The sequence below is a fragment of the Alloalcanivorax marinus genome, from assembly GCF_016785095.1.
GTDB classification, from domain to species: domain Bacteria; phylum Pseudomonadota; class Gammaproteobacteria; order Pseudomonadales; family Alcanivoracaceae; genus Alloalcanivorax; species Alloalcanivorax marinus_A.
Genome location: NZ_JAEKJB010000009.1, coordinates 1 through 21190, shown reverse-complemented (window position 1 = coordinate 21190; position 21190 = coordinate 1). Strand labels below are relative to the sequence as shown.

The window sequence follows — 21190 nt, the reverse complement described above, 5'->3', positions numbered from 1 at the left end:
CATGATGCGTATCCTCGCCCTGGGGCTCACTCTTACCGCCGCCCCTCTCGCGATCGCCGACAGCCTGCCCGCCCAGACGCTCCTTGAGCGGATGACGGAAGCCACCCAGGAGCTCGATTACCAGGGTCGCTTCCTTTATCAACTGGGCGGGGAGGTGAGCACCATGGAAATCCGCCACGCCGTGATCGACGGCGAGCAGTACCAGCGTTTCACCCATCTGGACGGTCGTCTGGTGGAGGTGTTGCGCCTCGGCGACGAGCTGGTCTGCCTGCACCCCAACGGCACCCTCACCCGCATCGAGGACCCGGATCAGAACCTGCTGTCGTTCCGCCAGCGTCTGTCCTCGCGGATTCCCGAGCAATACAACGTGCTGGTGGACGGCGATGGCCGCGTCGCCGGCCGCCCCACCACGCGCATGCGCGTGGCTCCGCTGGACAACCACCGCTACGGGTACCGCCTGTGGCTCGACAACGACAGCCATCTGCTGCTCAAGTCGGAAATGGTGGACGCCAGTGGCCTGGCCCTGGAACGGGTCGAGTTCGTCACCCTGGATCTGGAGCCGGGCCTGGACGAGAGTGATTTCGAGCTGCCCCGGGTGATCGCCGAGCGGGCGCTGGAAACCGTGCCCGCCAGCCGCTCCGATCGTATTCATCTGGAGGCCGGCTGGTTGCCCCGCGGCTTCCACGCCGCCGAGGGCGACTGGCGCCGGGTCACCGCCGAGCGCCGCCCGGTGGCCGCGCAAAGCTACAGCGATGGCCTGGCCACCTTCACCGTGTTCGTGGAACCGGTGGCCAGCGCCGACATCGAGGAAGGCGTGAGCCGCATCGGGCCCACCGTGGCGATCAGCCGCGTGGCCGCCGCCGATGAGCGCACCTACCTGCTCACCCTGGTGGGCGAGATCCCGCAACCCACCGCCGAGCGTGTCATGGAGGCGCTCGGCGTCAAGGTCTCCACCCGGCCATGATCGAGGAGCGCGGGCGTGTGGTGGCACGGGAGCCCGGCGCGATCTGGGTGGAAACCGTGCGCGCCGGCGCCTGCGCGTCCTGCCAGGCCCGCCAGGGCTGCGGCCATGGCCTGATCAACCGCCAGGGCGGCGGCCAGCGCGCGCGCCTGCGGGTACCCACCGACCAGCTTTTCCAGGATGACGATGCCGTGCTGATCGGCGTGCCGGAGAACGCCGTGCTGCACGGCGCGCTCTGGGTGTATGGACTGCCGCTGGTATTGCTGTTCGCCGGCGCGCTGCTCGGCCAGGCACTGATGCCGCGCCCGGGCGGCGTGGACGGCGCCGCTTTGCTGGGCTGCGCCGGCCTGGCTTTGGGGTTCATCATTAATCGTTGGCACGGTCGCCGCGTGGCCCGCGGCGGCCGTTACCAACCGGTGGTGCTGCGGCGCCTTGAGGACCCGTGCGAGACCTTCGCGCGGATCGCGCCGCAACGCTGAATCTTCCGCGAAAAACGGCAGAAGGGAGCCCTCCCATGGGGACATTAAGCAAGTGCTTGTTGCCGCTCGTTATGCTCGGCCTGCTGGCCGGCTGCGGCCAGGATCAGGACCAGGCCGACAAGCAGAGTGGCGCCGCGAACAACCCGCAGGCCCAACAGAGCGACGCCGATAACGGCGGCGAGCAACTGGTCACCGGCCTGCCGGACTTCACCGCCCTGGTGAAGAAGGAAGCTCCGGCGGTGGTCAACATCTCCACCGTCACTCATCGGGATCAGAGCGACGATCCGCGCATGCAGGAATTGCCGGAGATGCTGCGCCGTTTCTTCGACGAATTCGGTGGCGGCCCGGGCGCCCCCGGTGGTCCTGGTGGCGGCGGTCGTGGCGACATGGAGTCCCTGGGCTCCGGCTTCATCATCTCCAGCGACGGTTATGTGCTCACCAACTACCACGTGGTGGGCGAGGCGGACGAGATCGTGGTGCGCCTGCAGGACCGCCGCGAACTGGATGCCGAACTGGTCGGCTCCGATCCGCAGAGCGATCTGGCCCTGATCAAGGTCGAGGCCAGCGATCTGCCGGTGGTGGATATCGGTTCCTCCGAGGATCTCAACGTCGGTGAGTGGGTGCTTGCCATCGGCGCGCCGTTCGGCTTCGACAGTTCGGTGACCGCCGGCATCGTCAGCGCCAAGGGCCGCAGCCTGCCCAGCGACAACTATGTGCCGTTCATTCAGACCGACGTGGCGATCAACCCGGGCAACAGCGGCGGGCCGCTGTTCAACCTGAAAGGTCAGGTGGTGGGCATCAACTCGCAGATCGTCAGCCGCTCCGGTGGCTACATGGGCCTGAGCTTCGCCATTCCCATCGACCTGGCCATGGACGTGGTGGACCAGCTCAAGGAGAACGGCGAGGTGAGCCGGGGCTGGCTGGGCGTGCTGATCCAGGAAGTGGATCGGGACCTGGCGGAATCGTTCGGCCTGGACAAGCCCATGGGCGCCCTGGTGGCCCAGGTGCAGGACGGTTCCCCGGCGGCCAAGGCCGGTTTGCGCGCCGGTGACGTGATCATCGCTTTCAATGGCAAGGACATCCAGCGTTCCGCGCAACTGCCCAAATGGGTGGGCGCGCTCAAGGCCGGCACCGAGGCGGAAATGACCGTGGTGCGCGACGGCGACGAGAAAACCCTGGAGGTGACCGTGGGCGAGTTGCCCGACGATCCCCAGCAGGCGATGAACCAGGGCGGCAAGGGCGGACCCCAGGGCGCCGACCGGCTGGGCCTGAGCGTGCGCGCCGCCAGCCCGGCGGAGCTGTCCCGGGTGGAAGCCGCCAACGGCGTGATGATCACCGGCGTCGAGGACGGCGCCGCCGGCCGCGCCGGCCTGCGCCGTGGCGATGTTCTGGTGAGCCTGAACGGCGAGGACCTGAAGAGCCCGAAGGATTACCGGCGCATCGTCGAGGAACTGCCCGAGAAGGGTTCCGTGCCGGCCCTGGTCAACCGGGGTGGCAACGCCCGCTTCCTGGCCCTCAAGCTGGGTGACTGAGCCCGGCTTTACCCTGTAGGAGCGGCTTCAGCCGCGATCGCGCGGTGTCGGACAGCGCCCGAGGATCGCGGCTGAAGCAGAGCCCCGGGCCGTCCGGGTGTCTCCGCCGGGGGGATTATCCCCGGCGGCTCTAATCCGATAGAATCGCCCTCCATTGTGTCTTTCTTTACGTTTCCACCATTTGGCGGGTATCTGTGACCGACATTACGCACATTCGCAACTTCTCCATCATTGCTCATATCGATCACGGCAAATCCACCCTGGCGGACCGTTTCATCCAGGTCTGCGGCGGTCTCAGTGACCGTGAGCTCAAGGAGCAGGTGCTGGATTCCATGGATCTGGAGCGCGAGCGCGGCATCACCATCAAGGCGCAGAGCGTGACGCTCCACTACACGGCCCGCAACGGCGAGACCTACCAGCTCAACTTCATCGATACCCCCGGCCACGTGGACTTTTCCTACGAGGTGTCCCGCTCGCTGTCCGCCTGCGAGGGCGCGCTGCTGGTGGTGGACGCCGCCCAGGGCGTGGAGGCCCAGTCGGTGGCCAACTGCTACACCGCCATCGAGCAGGACCTGGAGGTGCTGCCGGTGCTCAACAAGGTGGATCTGCCCCAGGCGGAACCGGACCGGGTGGCCGAGGAGATCGAGGAGATCATCGGCCTGGATGCCCTGGACGCCTGCCATGTGTCCGCCAAGACCGGGGTCGGCGTGCCCGACCTGCTGGAGCAACTGATCGAGCGTATTCCTCCGCCTCAGGGCGACCGCCAGGAGCGGCTGCAGGCGCTGATCATCGATTCCTGGTTCGACAACTACATGGGAGTGATCTCGCTGGTGCGGATTCGCCATGGCCGCCTCAAGAAGGGCGACAAGATCCACGTTAAATCCACCGGCCAGAATCATGTGGTGGACAGCCTTGGCATCTTCACTCCCAAGCGCAAGGAAACCAACGTGCTGGAGGCCGGTGAGGTGGGCTGGGTGAGCGCCACCATCAAGGACATCAAGGGCGCTCCGGTGGGCGATACCCTGACCCACGCCAATACCCCGGATGTTCAGATGCTGCCTGGCTTCAAGAAGGTCAAGCCGCAGGTGTACGCCGGCATGTTCCCGGTCAACGCGGACGATTACGAGGATTTCCGCGACGCCCTGGGCAAGCTGGCGCTCAACGACGCCTCCCTGTTCTACGAGCCGGAAAACTCCGACGCCCTGGGCTTCGGTTTCCGGGTCGGCTTCCTGGGCATGCTGCACATGGAGATCATCCATGAGCGCCTGGAGCGGGAATACGACCTGGACCTGATCACCACCGCGCCCACGGTGGTCTACGAGCTGCTGCTCAGCGACGGCGAGACGGTCTACGTGGACAACCCCTCGGAGCTGCCGGAAGGCAACAAGATCGAGGAATTCCGTGAGCCCATCGCGCGGGTCAATATCCTTACGCCCCAGGAATACGTCGGCAACGTGATCACGCTGTGCACCGAGCGGCGTGGCGAGCAGATCAACCTGCAGTACCTGGGCAAGCAGATCTCACTGACCTACGACATCCCGATGGCCGAGGTGGTGCTGGATTTCTTCGACCGGCTGAAATCCGCCAGCCGTGGCTATGCGTCACTGGAGTACGCCTTCGAGCGCTTCCAGCCCAGCAAGCTGGTCAAGGTGGACGTGCTGATCAACGGCGACAAGGTGGACGCACTGGCGATGATCTGTCACCTGGACCACTCCGCCCATCGCGGTCGCGCGCTCACCGAGAAGATGAAGGAACTGGTGCCCCGGCAGATGTTCGACGTGGCCATTCAGGCCGCCATCGGCAGCAAGATCATCGCCCGGCAGACGGTCAAGGCGTTGCGCAAGAACGTCACCGCCAAGTGTTACGGCGGCGATGTGTCGCGTAAGAAAAAACTGCTTCAAAAGCAAAAAGAAGGCAAGAAACGCATGAAGCAGGTAGGCAATGTGGAAATTCCCCAGGCCGCCTTCCTGGCCGTGCTCAAGGTGGATGATTAAATGGATATCGATGTAGGTTTCTGGCTCACCCTGGCGTTGCTGATCACGGTACTGATCTGGCTCGCCGACCGCGCCCTCAAACTGCGCCAGCGCAAGGGCATGATCGGCACCACCGTGGAAACGTCCAATTCGCTGATCTCGGTGCTCTTTATCGTGCTGGTGATCCGCTCGTTCATTGTGGAGCCGTTCACCATTCCCTCCGGTTCCATGTTGCCGACCCTGCAGGTTCATGATTTTATTCTGGTCAACAAGTTCTCCTACGGCCTGCGCCTGCCGGTGACCAATACCAAGATCATTCCGCTGGGCGAGCCGGAGCGCGGTGACGTGATGGTGTTCAAGTTCCCGGAGGACACCAGCCAGAACTTCATCAAGCGCGTGGTGGGCTTGCCCGGCGACCGCGTGGCGGTACGCGACAACGTGGTTTACGTGAACGGCGAGCCGGTGAAGCGGGAACTGGTGGACAGCGGTCGCATCGCGCCACGGGTCTGGCGGCGCGAATACATCGAGCACCTGGGGGAAGCTGAACATCTGATCTGGCAGGAAGGCCTGATCGACCCCTACAACGGTGAACCGCGCATTCCCCAGGGTGGCACCCAGGGTGAGTGGGAGGTGCCCGAGGGCAGTTATTTCGTGATGGGGGACAATCGCGATAACAGTAACGACAGCCGCTTCTGGGGCGTGGTGCCGGAACGGCTGGTGGTGGGGGAAGCCTTCCTGATCTGGATGCACTGGGACCCGATATTCTCGTTGCCCAGCTTCTCCCGTAACGGTTCGATCGACAAAATTTCAACGGAATAAGCGTGGAGACGGAATAATGATAACCCGATCCCGTCAACGGGGGCTGTCACTGCTGGGCTGGGTGGTTGTGCTGATCGTGCTTGCGGTGTTCGGCACCGCCGCGTTCCGCATGGTGCCCGCCTATATGGAATACAACACCATCCGCAGCACCATCAACTCGGTGCTCTCCGACAGCAAGACCGCCTTGATGTCGGAACGCGAGGTGCGCGACGCGCTCAGCAAGCGCTTCACCATCAACCAGGTGGACGCCATCGGCGTCAACGATCTGGCGATCAGCAAGAACGGGGGGCTGCTGGCCGTGGGGGTGGACTATGAGGTGCGCCGGCCGTTGTTTTACAACGTGTCCGTGGTGATGCACTTCGAGGAAACCTTCGACAAGACCATTGGCCGCTGATGGACGATCTGGATCGCCTCAGCCGCCGGCTCGGTTACCGGTTCCAGGACCCGTCGCTGTTCGAACTGGCGCTCAGCCATCGCAGCGTGAGCCGGCGGCGTAATAACGAACGGCTGGAATTTCTGGGCGATGCCCAGCTCAGCCAGATTATTTCCACCGAACTGTTCCAGCGCTTTCCGGACGCCGCCGAGGGCCAGCTTACGCGCATGCGCGCCTACCTGGTGCGCGGCCAGACCCTGGCCGAGGTGGCCCGGGAACTGGGCGTCGGGGAGTACCTGATCCTCGGCGGCGGCGAGCTGAAAAGCGGCGGTAACCGCCGTGATTCGATACTGGCCGACGCTCTGGAAGCGTTGATCGGCGCGATTGTCATCGACGGCGGCGAGGACACCTGTCGCCGGGTGATTCTGGCCTGGTTCGCCGATCGTCTGGAGCGGATTTCCCCGCAATCGGTGCGTAAGGACGCGAAAACCCGCTTGCAGGAATGGCTGCAAGCGCGCAAGCATGAACTGCCCGGCTATGAAGTGGTGTCGGTAACCGGCCAGGCACCGCGCCAGACCTTCGAGGTGGCATGCGCGCTGCCGGATCTGAATCAACGTTTCGTGGCCACCGGGGCCAGCCGCCGCCGCGCCGAGCAACAGGTGGCGGAGCAGGCCCTGACCTGGCTGGAGCAGACCCATGAGTGAAACCCGTTGCGGTGTGGTGGCCATCGTCGGCCGCCCCAACGTGGGCAAGTCCACGCTGATGAACCACCTGATCGGCCAGAAGGTGAGCATCACCTCGCGTAAGCCGCAGACCACCCGTCACCGCATCCACGGCATCCTCAGCCGGGATGACTACCAGATCGTGTTCGCCGATACTCCGGGCATTCACGCCGGCCAGGAACGGGCCCTCAACCGGGCCATGAACGACGCCGCGCTGTCGGCGCTCAACGACGTGGACGTGATCTGCTTCATGGTCGATGGCCTGAAGTGGACCGAGGGCGACGAGCACGTGCTCAAGCTGCTGGAGCGCGCCGGCGATACGCCGGTGCTGCTGCTGGTCAACAAGGTGGATAACCTGGAAGACAAACAGGTGTTGCTGCCGCATCTGCAGGATCTGGCCGGCCGCTTTTCGTTCGCCGAGATCATTCCGGTGTCGGCGTTGCGTGGTCACAACCTGGAGGCGTTGGAAAAGGCCCTGGCGGAGCGCTTGCCGGAAGGGGAGTTCTGGTTCGAGGAAGACCAGCTCACCGACCGCAGCCTGCGCTTCATGGCCGCCGAGATCATCCGTGAAAAGGTGGTTCGCCAGCTTGGCCAGGAAGTGCCCCACCAGATCACCGTGGAGATCGATCTCTGGGAGGACGGCCCCAAGGTGACCGACATCGCCGCTTCCATCCTGGTGGAACGGCGCGGCCAGAAAAAGATTCTGATCGGCGACCAGGGTGCGCGGATCAAGCAGATCGGCACCCAGGCCCGTCAGGACATCGAACGCCTGATCGAGCGCAAGGTGATGCTGAACCTGTGGGTGAAGATCAAGGCGGGCTGGTCCGACGACGAGCGCGCCCTGCGCTCGCTGGGCTATGACCAGCAGCAATGACCGTCACGCCGGTGGCCTGTCGCCGGCCTGGCTGCTGCACCGCCGTCCGTTCCGTAACACCAGCCTGATCATCGATCTGTTCCTGCCCGAACGCGGTCGCGTCGGCGCCGTCGCCCGGGGTGGCCGGCGCGAGGCCGCCCTGGCGCCCTTCATGCCCCTCTGGGTGGACCTCAAGCGCGGCGGCGAGCTGTACACCCTGCGCCAGGTGGAGCCGCGCGGGCCGGCGCCGGGCCTGGCCGGCCGGGCGCTGTACTGCGGCTTCTACGTCAACGAACTGATGATGCGACTGCTGCACCGGGACGATGCCCATCCGGACCTCTGGTCACCCTACGAGCACACCCTGGCCGCCCTGGCCGGGGAGGCGCCGCTGGACGTGACCCTGCGCCGTTTCGAGATGACGCTGCTGGAAGAGGCCGGTTACGGCCTGCCCCTGGACCAGGACGTGGATGGCCGGCCGCTGGACGCCGACGGCCTTTACCGGTGGGAGCCGGAGCAGGGCTTTCTGCCGGACCCGCGCGGCTACCCCGGGGATTTGCTGCTGGCGCTGGGCCGGGATGAATGGAACGGGGACGTGCGGCGCATGGCCAAGGCATTGTTGCGCGCCGCCCTGGAGCCGCACCTGGGTGGGCGGCCCCTGCGCAGCCGGGAATTATTCCGGTAGTTTCAGGCGTCCCGCGCCGCCTCGTCGATCAGCACGCGCATCGCTCGCACCGCCTCGTCCAACCCGGTGAGCAGCGCCCGGGCAATAATGCCGTGGCCGATGTTCAGCTCGTTGATGCCGGGCAGGGCGGCGATCTCCCGGGTGTTGTGATAATGCAACCCGTGACCGGCGTTGACGATCAGGCCCGCCTCGATGGCCAGATCCAGCCCCCGGCGAATGCGCGTCAGCTCCGCCGCCGCCTGCTCGGGGGTGGTGGCGTCGGCGTAATGGCCGGTGTGGATCTCGATGGCCGGTGCCCCGCAGCGGGCCGCCGCCTCGATCTGCGCCGGGTCCGCGTCGATGAACAGGGACACCTCGATGCCGGCCTCGGCGAGCTGCCCGGTGCAGCGTTTGATCCAGTCCTCGTTGCCGGCCACGTCCAGGCCGCCTTCGGTGGTCAGCTCCTCCCGTTTCTCCGGCACCAGGCAACAATGCGCCGGGCGGATACGGCGGGCGATGCCGACCATCTCCTCGGTGGCGGCCATTTCCAGGTTCATGCGCGTCTGCAGGGTTTGCGCCAGCAGCTCCACGTCCCGGTCCTGAATATGGCGCCGGTCCTCGCGCAGGTGCACGGTAATGCCGTCGGCGCCGGCCTGCTCGGCCACCAGCGCCGCCTGCACCGGCTCCGGATAACGGGTGCCGCGGGCCTGACGGAGGGTGGCGATGTGATCGATGTTGACGCCGAGCAGAACGGGCATGGACGGGCTCCAGAACAGGGTTGGGAAAACGGGCGCCCATGGTAGCAGAGCCGCGCGCACCAGGCTGCAAGCGGCCGCGCCGTTGGCGAAGCGTCCCGCGTTCATGCCAGGAGCGGCTTCAGCCGCGATCCCGCCCGGGGCCGGCGGCTAACGCCGGGCGGCCTGCCGCAGGCTCTCGATTTCCGTCAGCAGGGCGGCCACCAGACGGTCCAGCGTATCGCCGTCGGCGTCCAGTTTGAGCGCTTTCTCCAGGGCCCGGGCGGCGGCTTCCAGGCGTGGCGTGCCACAGTAGCGGGTGGCGCCGTGCAGGCGGTGAACCCGTTCCAGAAGGCCCTCCCGGTCGTCGCTTTCGGCCAGGGCGTTAATGCCCGGAGCGTCCTGCTCCAGGCTGGCCAGCAGCATGGCCAGCATGTCCTCGGCCAGTTCCTCGCGATCGCCGGCGCGGCGCAGGCCCAGGGCCGCGTCGAGCACCGGCGCCTGCTCCCGGGCGTTCTCCTCTTCCGGCCCGGCGCCCGGCGCCGGGCTGTCTTCCGGTTCCGCTTCGGGCGGCGCGGTGTCGTCGCCGTGCACCCAGTGGTTGAGGGTATGGCGCAGCTGGGTCTCGGTAATCGGCTTGCTCAGGTAGTCGTCCATGCCGGCGGCCAACAGGGAGCGGCGCTCGCTTTCCAGGGCATGGGCGGTGAGGGCGATGATCGGCGTGCGCGGGCCCTCGCCCTCCCGTTCGCGGAGGCGGCGGGTGGTTTCCAGGCCGTCCAGGCGCGGCATCTGCACGTCCATGAAGACCAGGTCGAAGGTGCCCTTGGCGAAGGCGGTGAGCGCCGCCTCGCCGCTGTCGCAGGCGGTCACCTCGACGCCCATTTCCTCCAGGAACACCCGCGCCAGCTTCAGGTTGCCGGGGTGGTCGTCGACCAGCAGTACCCGGGCGCGTTTGCCCAGTGGGCCGAGGGCGCCGCCCGGTGCCGCCGGCTCCGCCAGACCGCCCAGTTCCAGCAAGCCGTCGCGCAGGCTGCGGCGGGTGGCCGGCTTGCCCAGCACCCGGCACGGGCCGGGCAGGCCGGTCAGGCGGCCGGCCAGGGTGTCCGCGTGGGCGGCCAGAATCAGCAGCGGCTTGCCGGTGGCCTGGCCCAGGCGTTCCATGAGCGGCTCCAGGGCCGCCGGGTCCGGCTGCGAGGCGGGCACCGCCAGCACGTAGAAATCGGTGGGGGCCAGGCTGTCGTTGTCCAGATGGCTTTGCAGAGTGTCCAGGGCCTGCAGTTCGGTGACCCGCATACGCCAGCCACCGAGCATGTGATACAACGCCAGCCGGGCGTGCTCGTTGGCTTCCACCAGGGTCACCGACAGGCCTTCCAGGGCCTTGGGCGACGGCTCCGGCTCGGCGCCCAGGTCACGCTCGGCGCGCAGGGTGAACCAGAAGGTGGAGCCGTGGCCGGTGGTGCTGTCGATGCCGATCTCGCCGCCCATGCCCTCCACCAGCCGCTTGCAGATCGCCAGCCCGAGACCGGTGCCGCCTTCCTGACGGCGGCGGCTCTGATCCAGCTGCGTGAAGGCGTTGAACAGGGTTTTCTGCACCTCCGTCGGCAAGCCGTTGCCGGTGTCGGTGATGGTGATCTTGACCACCGCCTCGGCGCCGCGCTCCTCCTCGAGCATGGCGCGCACCACCACCGAGCCGCGCTCGGTGAATTTGATCGCGTTGCTGACCAGATTGGTGAGCACTTGGCGAATGCGCAGCGGGTCGCCCAGCAGCCGGGTGGGCACGTCGTTGTAGATGATGGCGGCCTGTTCCAGGCCCTTGTCCTGGGCCATCGGCGCCAGCATGGTCTGCACGTCCTCGATGGTGTCGTGCAGATCCAGGGGAATGTGCTCCAGGGACAGCTTGCCGGCCTCGATCTTGGAGAAATCCAGGATGTCGTTGATGATCGACAGCAGCGATTCGGCGCTCTTGCGGATGGTACCCAGGTAGTCCTGCTGGCGTGGCGACAGGCTGGAGCGTTCCAGCAGCCGGGTGAAGCCGATGATGCCGTTGAGCGGGGTGCGGATCTCGTGGCTCATGTTGGCCAGGAATTCCGATTTGATCTGGCTGGCTTTGAGGGCCTCCTTGCGGGCCATGTCCAGCTCGATGTTCTGAATCTCGATGGTTTCCAGGGTTTCGCGCAGATCCTGGGTGGCCTGGTCCACGTTCTGTTGCAGTTCCGCCTGGGCTTCATTCAGCGCCGCCACCATTTCGCGCAGGGCGTCCTCCAGATCGCCGAGTTCGCCCATGGCCCGGGCCCGGGCCGGGGTGGTCAGGTCGCCGTCGCGGACCCGCCGCACGTTGCTGATCAGCGTCTGCACGGGCCGGGTCAGGCGCCGGGAAAAATGCGTCGCCGGCACCACCGCCAGGATCATCAGCAGGGTGACCACGCCGATCATGATCAGCACCGCCTCGAGAATGCGCACGTATTGGCCCTGGCGGGAAAACTCCACCGTCAGCAGGCGTTCGCCGGGGCCGGGCAGCGGGCGCACCAGTTGCCAGCCGGAATCGGTGACCAGCCGGGTGATGCCGCCGTCCAGGTGCTCGGCCTGTTCCACTGGACGCAGTCGCGGGCCGGTGTGCAGTTGCCAGCCGGCGCGGTTGTCGAGCAGGGTGGCGGCGCGCACGTCCGGTTGTTCGAGCAGCTCGCGCAGCAGGGCCTGGTAGGCGTCCTGGCCGTCGCTCTCCAGGGCCGCCAGGCGCGCCGCGTAGCTCGCCACGATCAACTGCTGGCGATGGGCGTTGTCGGCGCGCACGTCCATGACCTGGGTGGCCAGCGTATAGCCGCCAATGATCAGCGCCGCCAGAAAGGCGGGCAGCGCGGTCATCGTCATGACGCGGGTGCGCAGGCTGGTGTGGGCCATGGTCCCCCTGAATGGTCGCTGGTCATCGTTTGCCGGCCTCGGGCCTGGGGCCATTATGACCGACTTGAGCGCCGCTGCCAGAGCCCCCCGCCTTGAGATACAATGCGGGCATGACCTACAAGACCATTGAATCCACGGTGGGCGGCACGCCTCTGGTGCGTCTGCAGCGCCTGCCGGGGAACACGACCAACACCATTCTGGTGAAGCTGGAAGGCAATAATCCGGCCGGCTCCGTGAAGGACCGTCCGGCCCTCAACATGATCACCAAGGCCGAGGCGCGCGGTGAGATCAAGCCCGGCGACACGCTGATCGAGGCGACCAGTGGTAACACCGGCATCGCCCTGGCCATGGCGGCGGCGATGCGCGGCTACCGGATGAAACTGATCATGCCCGCCAACCAGAGCCAGGAGCGCCGCGATGCCATGGCCGCCTACGGCGCCGAATTGATTTCGGTGACCAAGGAGGAGGGCATGGAAGGCGCCCGGGATCTGGCCCAGGCCATGCAGGCCCGGGGCGAGGGCAAGGTGCTCGACCAGTTCGCCAACCCGGACAACCCCATGGCTCACTATGAGAGTACCGCCCCGGAGATCTGGGCGGAGACCGGTGGCGCTATGACCCACTTCGTCAGTTCCATGGGCACCACCGGCACCATCATGGGCTGCAGCCTTTACTTCAAGGAACAGAACCCGGAGGTCCGGATCGTCGGTCTGCAGCCCACCGACGGCGCCTCGATCCCGGGCATCCGCCGCTGGCCCAAGGAGTACCTGCCCAGCATCTTCGACGAATCCCGGGTCGACCGGGTCATCGACATGGGCCAGGAACTGGCCGAACACACCATGCGCCGCCTGGCCCGGGAAGAGGGCATCTTCTGTGGCGTCTCCTCCGGCGGTGCCGTGGCCGGCGCCCTGCAGCTTTCCGAGGAGCTGGAAAACGCGGTGATCGTGGCCATTGTCTGCGACCGGGGCGATCGCTACCTGTCCACCGGCGTGTTCAACGCGGAGGGCGGCCCATGAACGTCCTGGTGTTCGACATCGAGACCATTCCGGACCTGGACGGCGGGCGCCGTCTCTACGACCTCCATGGCCTGAACGACAAGGACACCGCCAGCGCGCTGTTCAACCTGCGCCGTCAGGAGAACGGCTCCGAGTTCCTGCGCCTGCACCTGCACCGGGTGGTGGCGATCTCCGTGGTGCTGCGCTCCGCCCAGGGTATCAAGGTGTGGTCCCTGGGCGACCTGGACGCCGGCGAGAAGGAACTGATCGAGCGTTTCTACGACGGTATCGAGCGCTTCACCCCGCAGATCGTGAGCTGGAACGGTGGCGGCTTCGACTTGCCAGTGCTCAACTACCGGGCGCTCCAGCATGGCGTGGTGGCGCGCCGCTTCTGGGAGACCGGCAGCGAGGACACCAGCTTCCGTTTCAATAACTACATCAGCCGTTTCCATCAGCGCCACCTGGACCTGATGGAGCAGCTGGCCATGTTCAATAACCGCGCCAACGCGCCCCTGGACCAGATCGCCACCCTGCTGGGTTTCCCCGGCAAGATGGGCATGAGCGGCGCCAAGGTGTTCGACGCCTTCCAGGACGGTGACCTCAAGGGCATCCGCGACTACTGCGAAACCGATGTGCTCAACACCTGGCTGGTGTTCCTGCGCTTTCAGCTTATGCGCGGTGAGATCGACGCCACCGGCTACCAGGCCGAGCTGGACCTGCTGCGCGATTATTTGCAACAGGAAGGGCATCCCCACTTCCTGGCCTTCCTGGAAGCCTGGCAAAAGGGCGCCGCCGAAGTCTGACGGCGGCCGCCCAAGCCAGTACAATCCGCCCCCGAATTGCCAACACGCCGCCCCGTGCCGGCGGCGCCTACCCGCGAGCATCGAGATTCCATGGCCCGACGTCGCAAGAAAAAACTGCCTGAAATGCCGGTGGCCGCCACCATCGAGAGCCTCAGCCACGACGGCCGTGGCATTGCCCGGCTGGACGGCAAGACCACCTTCATCGACAACGCCCTGCCCGGCGAGCAGGTGTTCTTCCAGTACACCTACATGCGCCGCAAATTCGACGAGGGGCGGGCGGTGGACATTCTGGAGGCCTCCCCGGACCGGGTCGAGCCGCCCTGCGCCCATGCTCTGATCTGCGGCGGCTGCAGCCTGCAGCACGTGGCGCCGGCCAGCCAGATTCAGCGCAAGGAGGCGGTGCTGGCCGAGCAACTGGCGCATTTCGGTGGCCTGCAACCCGATCGCTGGCTGGCGCCGCTCACCGGGCCGGTCACCGGCTACCGGGGCAAGGCGCGGCTGGGCGCCAAGTTCATCGAGGCGCGGGGGGAAACCCTGGTGGGCTTCCGCGAGAAGCGCAACAGCTTCCTCGCCGACCTGCACCGCTGCGAGGTGCTGATCCCGGAAGTGGGCCACCGGCTGGACGACCTGCGCGCGCTCATGGACAGCCTGGAAAGCCGCCGCCGTATTCCGCAGATCGAGGTGGCCCGGGGCGACGACGCCATCGCGCTGATGTTCCGGCACCTGGACCCGCTGCCCGCCGGCGATCTGGAAAAGCTGGTCCGTTTCTGCCGCGAACGGGATCTGCAGCTTTACCTGCAGCCCGGCAACGAAAGTACCGTGCACCGGGTCTGGCCGGAGCAGGGCGAGGAGCGGCTTTACTACCGCCACGGGCCCCACGGGCCGGATACGGAAGGCGCCGAACTGGCTTTTCATCCCACCGATTTCACCCAGGTCAATGCGGAGATCAACCGCCGCATGGTTCCCTTGGCATTGGATTTGCTGGAGGTCGAGGCGCATCATCAGGTGCTTGATCTGTTCTGCGGTCTCGGCAACTTCACCATTCCGGCGGCGCGCCGCGCGGGCCGGGTGGTGGGCGTGGAAGGCAGCGAGGCCATGGTGGAGCGTGGTTACGAGAATGCGCGCCGCAATGGCCTGGAAAACCTGGAATTCCACGCCTGGGACCTGAGCCGCGAGCCGGACGGGCAACCCTGGGCCCGACAGGCCTACCACAGGGTGCTTCTGGACCCGCCCCGCAGTGGTGCACTTGAAATGGTGCGGCGAATGCCCCATTTCGGTGCGGATCGCCTGGTGTATGTCTCCTGCAATCCGGCCACCCTGGCCCGGGATGCCGGGGAACTGGTGGCGCGGGGCTACCGTCTGAAAGCGGCGGGTGTCATGGATATGTTCCCGCACACCGCCCACGTCGAGTCGATCGCCGTGTTCGACCGACGCTAGCGAAAGGACAGGAATTGCAATGGTAACCGTACGCCGGCAACAGCCCGACGAGGTCGAAGCCCGGGACTGGCGCGCATGGCTGGAACAACTTACCGCCCGTGTCCCGGTCCGTGACCGGGACACCCTGGAGCGCGCTTGCGCCCGGGCGGAACAATGCGAACGCGCCGGCGAGGCCGCCGGCGGCCACTGGCCCTATGGCAAGGGTTGCCTGGCCATTGGCCTGGAGATGGCGGACGTGCTCGCTGACCTGGGCGCCGACGCCGAGGCCCTACCCGCGGCGGTGCTGTACCGGGCGGTCCGCGAGGGCCAGCTCTCCCTGCTGGAAGTGGAGAAGGAATTCGGCGCGCCGCTGGCCACGCTGATCGAGGGCGTGCTGCGCATGGCCGCCATCAGCACCTCCCTGAACCCCACCCGCAAGGCGGTGCTCGGCCAGCAGGATGGGCAGCTTGATAACATCCGCAAGATGCTGCTGGCCATGGTCGACGATGTGCGCGTGGCCCTGGTCAAGCTGGCCGAGCGGACCGTGATCATCCGCGCGGTGAAGGAGTCCGATCCGGAACGCCAGCAGAAGGTGGCCCGGGAGGTCTTCGACATCTACGCGCCTCTGGCTCACCGCCTGGGCGTCGGTCAGCTCAAGTGGGAGCTGGAGGACCTGTCGTTCCGTTACCTGCAGCCCGGTGCCTACAAGAAGGTGGCCCGGCTGCTTGACGAGAAGCGGCTTGATCGCGAGCACTACATCGACGAGGTGATCTCCAGCCTGCGCGGCCACCTGGAGCGCAATGGCATCAAGGGCGCCCAGGTGTACGGCCGCGCCAAGCACATCTACAGCATCTGGCGGAAGATGCAGAAGAAGCACCTGGATTTCGGCGAGGTCTACGACGTGCGCGCGGTGCGCGTGCTGGTGCGCGAAATGCGCGACTGCTATGCCGCCCTGGGCATCGTCCACTCCCTGTGGAAACACGTGCCCAAGGAATTCGACGACTACATCGCCAGCCCCAAGGAAAACGGCTACCAGAGCCTGCACACCGCGGTGGTGGGCCCGGGCCGCAAAATGCTGGAAGTGCAGATCCGTACCTTCGATATGCACGAAGAGGCGGAGCTGGGCGTGTGCGCCCACTGGCGCTACAAGGAAGGCAGCAAGGCGGGCCGGCGCACCCAGTCCTACGAGCAGCGCATCGCCTGGCTGCGCCAGGTGCTGGAGTGGCACGAGGAACTGGGCGACAACGCCACCACCATGATCGATGAGCTCAAGCACGGGCTGGTCAGCGACAGGGTTTACGTGTTCACCCCGGACGGGCACGTGGTGGATCTGGAAGCCGGCGCCACGCCGGTGGATTTCGCCTACCACATTCACACCGAGGTGGGGCATCGCTGCCGGGGCGCCAAGGTGAACGGCCAGATCGTGCCGCTTAACTACAACCTGCAAACCGGTGAGCAGGTGGAAATTCTCACCGCCAAGGAAGGTGGCCCGAGCCGCGACTGGCTGACGCCGTCGCTGAATTACGTGGCCACTTCCTCGGCGCGGGCGCGCATCCAGCAATGGTTCAAACGCCAGGACCGGGAAGTGCACATCGCCCAGGGGCGCGCCATCCTGGAGCGGGAAATGTCGCGCCTGGCCCTGGATCGCATCGATCTGGATCTGCTCGCCCCGCAGCTCAATCTGAAGGCCGGCAACGACGTGCTGGCGGCCCTGGGCGCCGGCGATCTGCGCCCCGGCCACGTGGTCAACCAGGCTCAGGCGCTGATGCCCGAGGACCCGCAGCAGCAGCTGGAATTCGTGCCGGCGCGCTCCAAGGCCTCGGAATCCGGCGACGTCACCATCCAGGGGGTGGGCAACCTGCTCACCCACATGGCGGCTTGCTGCAAGCCGGTGCCCGGCGACCCGGTGATGGGGTTCATCACCCAGGGGCGCGGTGTCACCGTGCATCGCGCCGACTGCCATAACCTGCTGGCGATGCAGGGCGAGGACCCGAACCGGGTGATCGAGGTGAGCTGGGGCGAGGCGGACCGCATCCTTTACCCGGTGGATATCTTCCTGCGTGCGTGGGACCGTCAGGGCCTGCTGCGTGACGTGATCGCGGTGCTCGCCAACGAGAAGGTCAATGTCACCGCCGTGCACACCCAGTCGCACACCGAGGACAACACCGCCACCATGCTGCTGACCCTGGAGATCGCCTCCCTGGGAGGGCTGGGCAAGGTGCTGGCCAAGATGGACCAGCTCAAGGGTGTTCTCGAAGTGCGCCGCTACAAGAAGTAGGCGTGACTTGTAGGAGCGACTTCAGTCGCGACCAGCGCGGATAATCGCGACTGACGTCGCTCCTACAAATCGCCGCCACGGAAAGTCGCCCCTGTATCCTGAATCGTCTTTTTACCCGGAGCGTTCCCATGTCCGATCACTCCCGACCTTCCTCCGAAACCGCCATTGCCGAACTGCTCGCCATCATGGCGCGCTTGCGCGATCCGGACGGTGGCTGCCCTTGGGATCTTGAGCAGACCTTCGACACCGTGGTGCCCTACACGGTGGAAGAAGCCTTCGAGGTGGCCGAGGCGGTGGCCCGCCGGGACTATCCGGAGCTGCGCGAGGAACTCGGCGACCTGCTGCTGCAGGTGGTGTTCCATTCGCAGATGGCCCGGGAACAGGGATTGTTCGACTTCACCGACGTGGTGGCGGTGCTGAATGAGAAGATGATTCGCCGCCACCCCCATGTGTTCGGCGAGCAGGGGGTGTCTGGCGATGACGGCGCCGTCGACGCCGAGGCGGTGAAGGTCAATTGGGAGGTCATCAAAGCCGGGGAGCGGGCCCGCAAGGGACGTGAACACGCCTCCGCCCTGGATGGCGTGCCCGAGGGGCTGCCGGCGCTGCAAAGGGCTCATAAGCTGCAGAAGAAAGCCTCCAAGGTGGGCTTCGACTGGCGCCAGCGCGGCCCGGTGCGTGACCAGGTGGGCCTGGAGCTGGCGGAACTGGACCGGGCCCTGGAAGAGGGCGACCGGGACGCCATCGAGGACGAGCTGGGCGATGTGTTCTTCACCCTGGTGAATCTGGCGCGGCACCTCAAGCTTGATCCGGACCTGGCTCTGCGCCGGGCGTCGGACAAGTTCGAGCGGCGCTTCCGGCGGGTCGAGCACCTCGCCGAGGCGCCCCTCGGTGATTACGACGAAGCCGGCCTCGACGCGCTCTGGCGCGAGGCCAAGAAAACCTCCTGAAGTCCGTCCCTCCGGCCCCTCCGGGGGCTGCCATAAAATCTTAACATTACAGAAACTTTTCGGTCATCGAGCCTCCCCATACTCCACGCCCAAGCACTCAGGATGTTTCGGGCGCGGCCCGGCGCATCCCCTGCTTTTCAATATTGCCTGATTGAAGGAGATGCTCCGATGAAAAAGAACCTGCTTGCGATCGCTGTGGGGGCGGCTCTCGCTGCACCGATGGTGCCGGGGATGGCCCAGGCCGACGGTCCGAAAGTGTACGGCAAGGTCAACGTTTCCCTGGAAAACCAGGACTACGATCCGGGTCCCGGCGCGCCGAATAACGACGACGAGTGGGAGCTGAACAGCAACGCTTCCCGTATCGGCGTGAAAGGCGACTTCGATCTGGACGTGGCCGATCTGAAAGCGATTTATCAGGCTGAATTCGAAATCAGCGTGGACGATGGCGACAAAGGCGGCCAGACCTTCGCCCAGCGCAACATCTTCGGTGGTTTCAAAGGCGCTTTCGGTACCCTGAAAGCCGGTAAATTCGACACCCCCACCAAGCTCGCGCAAATGGACGTGGATCAGTTCAACGACCTGAGCGGTGACATCAAGAACATCGCCGCCGGCGAGAACCGGGTGTCCAACATCATTCAGTACAGCACCCCGAAGCTGGCCGACATGGTTACCCTGAATCTGGCCTTTATCCCCAACGAAGACAGCGATGACTTCGACGGCGACGGCGAGAATGAAAACGGCCTGGCCGACAGCACCTCCATCTCCCTGGTGCTGGAAAAAGACGCCTTCTACGCCGCCGTGTCCCGCGACACCGACATGCAGGACGAACTGATCGTCGACGAAACCGGCACTTCCCCGGTCATCGACGTAACCCGACTGGCCGCCGGCCTGGCCATCAGCCAGTTCGAGCTGGGTGCTCTGTACCAGCTGGCCGAGGAATCAGAAGGCGACGGTGAAGAGACCAGCTATGTGGTCAGCGGCGCGTTCAAGATCGATCGCGTCAAACTGAAAGCTCAATACGGCATGGTTGATGGCGACCAGACCGACAATGAAGGCACCCAGTACGCCTTCGGCGCGGACTACAAGCTGGCCAAGAACAGCAAGGTTTACGCCTACTTCAACAACCTGACCTACGAAGACGGCGCCACCGGTGACGAAGAAGAGCAGCGCACCCTGGGCGTGGGCATGGAACACAAGTTCTAAGCCACTTTAAGTGCAACCTTTACCGGGCGGGCCCACCGCCCGGTGTTTTCCTCGACGCAAGTGACAGCGTGGCCCGCCTTGGCGGGCCTTTTTTTGCATGGACGTTCGGGCCATTTCGTCGTCGGCGGGGCTGGAATGTTCTTATACCCCTTCCTTCTTTGGTTTTGTCATGTAACGGTCATATAGTTGGCCACCCTGAAAACCAGCGAAAAGAGGGAAGGGAAATGCGATCAGTGACCTGGCTGGGGCTCTCCGCTCTGGCAATCGGCTTGCCGTTGTCCGCCGCCGCCGCGCCGGAATTCTACGGACGTATCAATATCAGCCTGGACCGCCTGTCGGATTATCGTGAAGGTGGGCTGCCGGGAGCCTACAACGACGTCGCCGCCGGTGACACGCCGCTGGAAGACGGCTGGTTCGTGGGCAGCAATGCCTCGCGGCTGGGCATCCGTGGCCGCGAGGCTCTGGACGTGACGCCGCTGAGTGTCATCTATCAGCTCGAAGTCGGCTACAACGCGGACGGCGATGGCGACACCTTCAACACCCGTAACAGCTTCGTTGGCCTGGGCACGCCGTTCGGTGATGTGTTCGCCGGCCGCTACGACAGCCCGGTGAAAATGGCCGAGGGTCGGGTGGACCAGTTCAACAACACCGCCGCCGACCTGGGTCACTACTTCTATGGTCAGCGTCGCAACGACGACACCCTCAACTGGAAAAGCCCGAACTGGGGTGACCTGGTGCTGCGCGCCCAGATCGCGCCCGGCGAAGCCGATGAAGTGGGCGACGAGGAAAAGGACGGCCTGGCGGATACCTGGGCGCTGTCCGCCACCTGGAATCCGGACAATCTGTACGCCGCCGTGGCCTACGAAAGCAGCTATCTGGAAGTGGATAACCCGGCCGCGCCGCCGGCGGCGGTGGCCGCCGACCTGGAGTTGCTGCGCGGCGCCCTCGGCGTGACCGTGGGCGCGGTGGACCTGGGCGCCCTGGTGGAACGTGTCCGGCTGGACCCGGATCAGGCCGGCCTGGACCGCGCCGACAGCACCTCCTACCTGGTCAGCGCCGGCTGGCGCCTGCCGCCGCGTCTGACCCTCAAGGCACAGGCCGGTCGCGTGGACGGCGACGACTTCGGCTACGAGAGCGATATTCTGGTGGTGGGCGCCGACTACAAGCTGGCCCGTGGCACCAAGGTGTACGCGCTGCTTTCCGGCTCGGACGCCACCGTCACCTACCCGGGCGGTGTCGACAGCGATGACAGCGGCAACCTGTTCTCCGTGGGCATGGAGCACAAGTTCTAGGGTTTGCGGTGAATCTCGGCTGAAGCCGCTCCTGCCGCGCTGGAGCCGTAGATACCGTCTCTCCTATCCGGACTCAACCCCCGAGGGGTTGGGTCTGGAATGGGGTTTGTCGATTCAGTACGCCGAAGGCGATGCGCACCAGTTTGCGCATGGCGGCGCCGAGGGCAGACATCGGGGGCTTTCCGGCCTGACGCAATCGGGCGTAAAACGCACCCACCACCGGGTTGTGACGACTCGCGACCACCGCCGCCATA

At 65.8% G+C, this 21190-nt stretch carries 18 protein-coding genes and 1 pseudogene; 16 read left to right on the top strand and 3 right to left on the bottom strand.

Annotated elements, in window-relative coordinates:
* Position 1: 1 nt before the first annotated feature.
* From JF515_RS11885 to recO, 9 genes are all read left to right on the top strand, one after another.
* Positions 2-964: a MucB/RseB C-terminal domain-containing protein gene (locus tag JF515_RS11885; protein WP_203104616.1), complete on the top strand. Its 963-nt coding sequence runs from the start codon at positions 2-4 to the stop codon at positions 962-964.
* Entirely contained in the window at positions 961-1440 is a 480-nt protein-coding gene (locus JF515_RS11880; protein WP_203104614.1) for a SoxR reducing system RseC family protein, read from the top strand. Before JF515_RS11885 ends, JF515_RS11880 begins: the two co-directional genes overlap by 4 nt.
* Before the next feature lie 35 nt (positions 1441-1475).
* Positions 1476-2972 carry a DegQ family serine endoprotease gene (locus JF515_RS11875; protein ID WP_203104612.1) on the top strand — a complete coding sequence of 499 codons (1497 nt, stop codon included), beginning with the start codon at positions 1476-1478 and terminating at the stop codon, positions 2970-2972.
* 194 nt (positions 2973-3166) lie between these two features.
* Entirely contained in the window at positions 3167-4966 is a 1800-nt protein-coding gene (lepA, locus tag JF515_RS11870) for a translation elongation factor 4 (RefSeq protein WP_203104611.1), read from the top strand.
* The gene (gene lepB / locus JF515_RS11865; RefSeq protein WP_203104609.1) at positions 4967-5764 is read left to right on the top strand and encodes a signal peptidase I; all 798 of its coding nucleotides are present in this window, start codon (positions 4967-4969) and stop codon (positions 5762-5764) included.
* 16 nt (positions 5765-5780) lie between these two features.
* Positions 5781-6158: a DUF4845 domain-containing protein gene (locus JF515_RS11860; RefSeq protein WP_203104607.1), complete on the top strand. Its 378-nt coding sequence runs from the start codon at positions 5781-5783 to the stop codon at positions 6156-6158.
* Positions 6155-6841, top strand: coding sequence for a ribonuclease III (gene rnc, locus JF515_RS11855; RefSeq protein WP_203104980.1), 687 nt, complete (start codon positions 6155-6157; stop codon positions 6839-6841). Before JF515_RS11860 ends, rnc begins: the two co-directional genes overlap by 4 nt.
* Positions 6834-7733, top strand: coding sequence for a GTPase Era (gene era / locus JF515_RS11850; RefSeq protein WP_203104606.1), 900 nt, complete (start codon positions 6834-6836; stop codon positions 7731-7733). The genes rnc and era overlap by 8 nt, the downstream gene beginning before the upstream one ends.
* Positions 7717-8394: a DNA repair protein RecO gene (gene recO, locus JF515_RS11845; RefSeq protein WP_203104604.1), complete on the top strand. Its 678-nt coding sequence runs from the start codon at positions 7717-7719 to the stop codon at positions 8392-8394. The genes era and recO overlap by 17 nt, the downstream gene beginning before the upstream one ends.
* A 2-nt stretch (positions 8395-8396) precedes the next feature.
* Here recO and pdxJ read toward each other — a convergent pair whose 3' ends face one another.
* Together pdxJ and JF515_RS11835 are read right to left on the bottom strand one after the other, a co-directional pair.
* Positions 8397-9131: a pyridoxine 5'-phosphate synthase gene (gene pdxJ / locus JF515_RS11840; protein ID WP_203104601.1), complete on the bottom strand. Its 735-nt coding sequence runs from the start codon at positions 9129-9131 to the stop codon at positions 8397-8399.
* Positions 9132-9278: 147 nt separating this feature from the next.
* Entirely contained in the window at positions 9279-12005 is a 2727-nt protein-coding gene (locus tag JF515_RS11835) for a response regulator (RefSeq protein ID WP_203104599.1), read from the bottom strand.
* A gap of 110 nt (positions 12006-12115) precedes the next feature.
* Here JF515_RS11835 and cysM point away from each other — a divergent pair, with 110 nt between their 5' ends.
* The 7 genes from cysM (at position 12116) to JF515_RS11800 (ending at position 20936) form a co-directional block, all read left to right on the top strand.
* Complete coding sequence (gene cysM, locus JF515_RS11830; RefSeq protein WP_203104979.1) at positions 12116-13018, top strand: cysteine synthase CysM; 903 nt, start codon at positions 12116-12118, stop codon at positions 13016-13018.
* Positions 13015-13800 (top strand): 3'-5' exonuclease, encoded by a 786-nt coding sequence (locus tag JF515_RS11825; protein ID WP_203104597.1) that lies wholly within the window; start codon positions 13015-13017, stop codon positions 13798-13800. The genes cysM and JF515_RS11825 overlap by 4 nt, the downstream gene beginning before the upstream one ends.
* 90 nt (positions 13801-13890) lie before the next feature.
* Complete coding sequence (gene rlmD, locus JF515_RS11820) at positions 13891-15237, top strand: 23S rRNA (uracil(1939)-C(5))-methyltransferase RlmD (RefSeq protein ID WP_203104595.1); 1347 nt, start codon at positions 13891-13893, stop codon at positions 15235-15237.
* Positions 15238-15256: 19 nt separating this feature from the next.
* Positions 15257-17494: a GTP diphosphokinase gene (gene relA / locus JF515_RS11815; protein WP_203104593.1), complete on the top strand. Its 2238-nt coding sequence runs from the start codon at positions 15257-15259 to the stop codon at positions 17492-17494.
* 128 nt (positions 17495-17622) lie between these two features.
* Entirely contained in the window at positions 17623-18441 is an 819-nt protein-coding gene (gene mazG / locus JF515_RS11810; protein ID WP_203104591.1) for a nucleoside triphosphate pyrophosphohydrolase, read from the top strand.
* A 168-nt stretch (positions 18442-18609) separates the two neighbouring features.
* Complete coding sequence (locus tag JF515_RS11805) at positions 18610-19644, top strand: porin (protein WP_203104589.1); 1035 nt, start codon at positions 18610-18612, stop codon at positions 19642-19644.
* Between the two features lie 224 nt (positions 19645-19868).
* Positions 19869-20936: a porin gene (locus JF515_RS11800; protein ID WP_203104587.1), complete on the top strand. Its 1068-nt coding sequence runs from the start codon at positions 19869-19871 to the stop codon at positions 20934-20936.
* Positions 20937-21009: 73 nt separating this feature from the next.
* On the opposite strand, the pseudogene JF515_RS19400 reads toward JF515_RS11800, so the two are convergent.
* Positions 21010-21190: pseudogene (locus tag JF515_RS19400) on the bottom strand (IS110 family transposase); the annotation flags it as partial.